Source organism: Hydrogenophaga sp. (genome assembly GCF_022844385.1).
Taxonomy (GTDB): Bacteria; Pseudomonadota; Gammaproteobacteria; order Burkholderiales; family Burkholderiaceae_C; genus Hydrogenophaga.
Map to the genome: position 1 here is coordinate 12,090 of NZ_JALHLX010000031.1, position 4,939 is coordinate 17,028.

4 protein-coding genes and 1 pseudogene are annotated in these 4,939 nt (G+C 66.1%); 1 reads left to right on the forward strand and 4 read right to left on the reverse strand.

Annotated elements, in window-relative coordinates:
- Positions 1-898 (forward strand): annotated as a pseudogene (locus Q0C59_RS08215) (hypothetical protein); the annotation flags it as partial.
- Positions 899-911: 13 nt separating this feature from the next.
- Here Q0C59_RS08215 and Q0C59_RS08220 read toward each other — a convergent pair.
- From Q0C59_RS08220 to Q0C59_RS08235, 4 genes are all read right to left on the reverse strand, one after another.
- Positions 912-2,009 carry an NAD(P)-dependent alcohol dehydrogenase gene (locus tag Q0C59_RS08220; RefSeq protein WP_291213974.1) on the reverse strand — a complete coding sequence of 366 codons (1,098 nt, stop codon included), beginning with the start codon at positions 2,007-2,009 and terminating at the stop codon, positions 912-914.
- Positions 2,010-2,045: 36 nt separating this feature from the next.
- Entirely contained in the window at positions 2,046-2,264 is a 219-nt protein-coding gene (locus Q0C59_RS08225; RefSeq protein WP_291213976.1) for a YdcH family protein, read from the reverse strand.
- Between the two features lie 261 nt (positions 2,265-2,525).
- Positions 2,526-3,371, reverse strand: a complete 846-nt coding sequence (locus Q0C59_RS08230) for a cyclopropane-fatty-acyl-phospholipid synthase family protein (RefSeq protein WP_291213978.1) — start codon at positions 3,369-3,371, stop codon at positions 2,526-2,528.
- Positions 3,368-4,729: an APC family permease gene (locus Q0C59_RS08235; protein ID WP_291213980.1), complete on the reverse strand. Its 1,362-nt coding sequence runs from the start codon at positions 4,727-4,729 to the stop codon at positions 3,368-3,370. The genes Q0C59_RS08230 and Q0C59_RS08235 overlap by 4 nt, the downstream gene beginning before the upstream one ends.
- Positions 4,730-4,939 lie beyond the last annotated feature (210 nt).

Genomic DNA, 4,939 nt, shown 5'->3' on the forward strand with positions numbered 1-4,939 from the left:
CTGGCAGAAGGTGAACGATGGCATTGCCGTGCACAACCAGCGCCTGCAGGAAGAGCACCCGGAGCTGTTGACGAAGCCGAGCCGGCACCGCCACCTGCAGCCGGCTGCGCCCTACGATGAAGACGACGCATGGGCGCTTCAGGCTTACCTCGCATCCAACGAGTGCAGCCAGCCGATGCAGACCCGGGACGGCGCCACCGCCTGGGTGCACGTGGCGCCGGTGCTCGAAGCCATGGCGAGCGATGGCATCACGCCGGTGGCGCTGTTCAGGATGCTGCGGTTCTTTGATCTGGCGGGCGACGACGAGGGCAAGCTGAAATATCCCGCGGTGAGGGCCTTCAATGCCCAGCACCGCCACAGCGGTCGTCCCACCCTGCTTGAACTGGCCTGCATGATGGACGACGCCGGCCTGAGTGGCCCCGCGCTGCGGCGCAACTACTGCAACAACTGGGCAGACGCGATTGGCGGAGGCTGGGCTCCCGACGCGGTGTGGCCTTACTTCATGCACCACGCCGAATCGGTGGCGCATGCGCTGGTGGACACCCGCAACAACGAACCCGCCTTTCGCCCTGCGCTGTTTCCCGCGCTGCGCCTGCTGCCCACCCTGCCCGACGCTGTGGTGGTGGCGCTGTTCCGACTGGCGCTGGGCTCGGCCAAAACCGATCGCCAGGCTGCGCAGGACACGCTGGACGCCTACCCCGGCAAGGAGGGGCGCATCCTCGGCGCCCTCGGTGACGGCAAGGCCGCCACGCGCACGGTGGCCGCCGAGTGGCTGGGCCGCCTGCGCCACCGGCCGGCGGCGGGTGCGCTGAAAAAGGCCCTGGCCAAAGAGAAACAGAAGGCCGCTCGGCGCGCCATGCTGGAAGCCTTGCAGGCGCTGGACGAACCCATGGGCTGAACGCCCGCTGGCCTCAGGGCTTGATGGCCACCTTCAACACCCCGTCGCGCTGGTTTGCAAACAGCTCGTAAGCCGCCACGATGTCGTCGAGCTTGAACTCGTGCGTGACCATCAGGCCCAGGTCGATGCGGCCCGAGGCCACCACGTTCATCAAGCGGCGCATGCGCTCCTTGCCGCCGGGGCACAGCGCGGTGACGATGCGGTGGTCGCCCAGGCCGGCGGCGAAGGCGCCCAGGGGAATGGTGAGGTCGGTTGAATACACACCCAGGCTGGAGAGGGTGCCGCCCGGCTTGAGCACGCGCAGGGCCGACTCGAAGGTGGACTGCAGCCCCAGCGCCTCGATGGACGAATCGACACCGCGCCCACCGGTGATCTTCATGATCTCCTCGACCACATCGCAGTTGTTGAAGTTGAGCGTGAGGTCGGCGCCCATCTTGCGGGCAATGCCCAGGCGGTGATCGTTGCCGTCCACCGCAATGATGGTGGAGGCACCCAGCAAACGCGCACCCGCCGTGGCACACAGGCCGATGGGGCCTTGCGCAAACACCACCACCGTGTCGCCGATGCGGATGTTGGCGTTCTCCGCACCCTTGAAGCCGGTGGACATGATGTCGGGACACATGAGCACCTGCTCATCGGTCAGGCCGTCTGGGATGGGCGCGAGGTTGGCCTGCGCGTCGGGCACCAGCACGTATTCGGCCTGGGTGCCGTCGATCAGGTTGCCGAAGCGCCAGCCCGCCGTGGCCTTGAAGCCATGGCAGCCACACAGGCCCTGGGGAATGAGGTAGCTGCCGTCTTGCGAGGGCGCGCCGTCTTGCGCGGCGTACGAATTGAAGTTGGGACAGATGGCGCCGGCAATGACGCGTTGGCCTTCGGTGTAGCCCTGCACGGCGCTGCCGAGTTTTTCGATCACACCCACCGGCTCGTGGCCGATGGTCAGGCCCTTGGCCACCGGGTACTCACCCTTGAGGATGTGCACGTCGGTGCCGCAGATGGTGGTGGTGGTGATGCGGATGAGGGCATCGTTCGGGCCCACATCAGGGATCGGTTTGTCCACCACTTCAATGCGGTTCTTTTCGACAAAGACGGCTGCTTTCATCATGGTGGCCATGGGGCACTCCTGAAACGGTTGAACAAGCCTGGCGGATCAGGCGGCGCTGGCCTTCTTGAGGATGGCGTAGAGCTCGTCCTTGAGCTGCAGCTTTTCGCGTTTGAGCGTTTCGATCTCGACATTGGTGGCCATCTCGATGCCGGCTTCCATGTTCTTGATCTTCTGGTCGAGCTCGTTGTGCTGGTCAAACAGGCGCGTGAAGTGGTGGTCGTTGCCCTTGAGGCTGGTGATGAGTTCTCGGTACTCTGGAAACATGGGTACGCCTTTCGTTGAGAGCCGCGGGGATCGCGGATTTGGGGTGTGTTGTGGCTTGGGCTTCAGTGTGGACCGAAGCGGGTCCATCGCTGTTGACGCAGGTCAAGCAGAACGCGACCGACCAGCTTGGCCGCGATCCGCCCCCGCATCTGTGCGCCAGCGCCCAGACCAGCCCGGGTGAAGGCATCGGGATGTTCGTGAAGAACTCCCGAACGGAGACCCATGCTCGACGCACCCCGCTGCACTCGTTGCGCCACATGGTCAACGACGAGGCGTGGCCTGGGTGGCCCGCCACTGCGTGCCGCCGGCCACCGTGCCCTGCATGCGTTGGCCATTGACTTCGCCGGCGTAGCGCTGACCGCCAGCCACGAAGCTGATGCGCGGGCCGTCCATGCGCGCCTCGCTGATGGGCCTGGCCTGGCCGCCCTGGCGCAGGCTGCCTTCGAGCATCTGGAAGCTTTGCTTGAGCACCAGCTCCCGGCCATCGCCCAGGCGCCATGTGCCCGCCACCTTGGCTGGCACAGTCCACTGGAAGGCCTGGCAGTAGCTCTGGCAGCCTTCGGTCACCTCGGCGGTCTGGTCGGGTGTCCAGTCACCCATGTTGAAGGAGTTGGAAACGACGCGTGTACCGGGCTTCATGTCGAGCAGCGTGGGCCGCAGGCGCATGTTCAGGTCGGGCAGCAGGAAGAGCGTGATGACGGTGGCTTTGGAGAAGTCGGACTCGAAGATGTCGGCCTTCTCGAAGGTGGCGCGCTGGCTCACGCCTTCGGCCTGCGCGGCACGTTGGGAGAACGCCACGAAATCGGGGTTGTACTCAATGCCGTGCGCGGTGGCCCCGCGTTTGGCCGCCGTGATGACGAGCCGGCCGTCACCCGAACCCAGGTCGATCAGGTGGTCCTTCGGGGTCAGGCGGGCCATGGCCAGCATGCGGTCGACCAGCACCTGCGAGGTGGGCAGCCAGATGACGTCCTTGCCAGCCTGGCCTTCCGAGGGCTCGAAGGTGGGCGCGGGCTGGGCCGGGGCGGTCTGCGCCAAGGCCGGGCCGCTCAGCGCCATCGACGCTGCACAGACCGCTGCAGCAATGAGGGAAGGTCGAAAGTTCATCATGGTGGGTCTCCTGGTGGGTCGCTCGTCGGGTGGGGGTTCGTCGGCTGGAGGAACAGGATGGGCGTGCCCGCGATCAGCACGCCGATGCCCACCAGCGCAGCGACGCCGGTGTGCATCACGCTGGCGTACAGCATGTAGGCGCTGGTCAGGCAGAACAGCACGGGTGTGAGCGGGTACAGAGGCACTTTGAACGGCATCTTTCGGTGCGGTTCCCGCCAGCGCAGCACAAACAGCGAAAACCCGATCATGAGCAGAAACATCCAGAACACGGGCGCGGTGTAGTCCACCATGGCCTTGAAACCGTCCGGTGTCGTGGAGCCCATGGCGATCAGCGCCAGCGCAATCGCGGCCTGCACGATCTGCGCGTTCGCGGGTGCGCTGCCCCGCTGGTTCCACACCCCCATCCAGCGCAGCACTTTCAGGTCGCGCCCCATGGCGTAAAAGACCCGGCCACCCGTGAACAGCGTGGCGTTCAGCGTGGAGATGGCGGCCACCACAATGGCCAGCGTCACCAGCATTTCGCCACTGGGGCCGGCTGCAGCACGCATCATGTCGGCCGCCACGGCGTCGGAGGCGCGAAGGCCGTCCAGACCAAGAATGGAGAGCAGCGCCATGTTGGCCAGCACATACAGGGTCACCAGCAGCGCCGTGCCCAGCGTGAGCACCTTGGCGATGTTCTGCGGCGCGTCGCGCAGTTCGCCGCTGAGGCTGGCGGCGTCGTTCCATCCGCCGTAGGTGAGCAGCACAAAGATCATCGCCACGCCGAGCGCGGCGGCTTCTTCGGGCACGGGAATGGGCGCCACCGCCACCGGTGGGGCAGAACCGAAAAAGCCGAAGCCGATGATGGCCACCATGGCCCCGATCTGGATGAAGGTCACCACCGCCTGCAGGTTCTTGCCGGCGGCCGTGCCGATCACGTTGATGGCGGTGAGCACCACCACCGACAAGGCCGCGTAGATGGCGGGGCCGTGGGGTCCGAGCGGGATGACTTGCGCCACGTAGTCACCGAGCAGAAAAGCCACCAGCGCAATCGAGCCGGTCTGGATCACGGTGCAGCGGGCCCAGCCGAACATGGTGGCCACCGGCCTGCCCAGGGCACGGCGCAAAAAGTGGTACTCACCCCCGGCGTGGGGGTGGGCGGCGGCCAGCTCTGCATAACACAGCGCCCCGATGAGCGTGACCAGCCCACCGACCAGCCACACCAGGATGAACATGGCCTCGGAACCCACGCCACTGGCCACCAGGGACGGCGTCCGGAAAATGCCGATGCCCACGACCAGGCCGAGCATCATGACCACCGCATCAAACACCGACAGCTGCGCCGGCGGCCCCGCTTCAGACCGCAGCGGCTCGGTCATCGGGCTTCTTTCTGTTGTTGCTGCGCCTCACGGGCCTGTCTCCGGTTGTTGTTCTGTCGATGGCAATCGCCGATGGAACGCCATCGGCGCTCAGAGTTCCCGCGAATGCGGAAACGCTCGCCTCGCGCAGGCAGCGAGGGGCTCAGCCCGCGAGATTGCGAAACAGATAGCGGGCGAGCGCAGCCCGGAAATCACCGCCAGCGTGTTGCT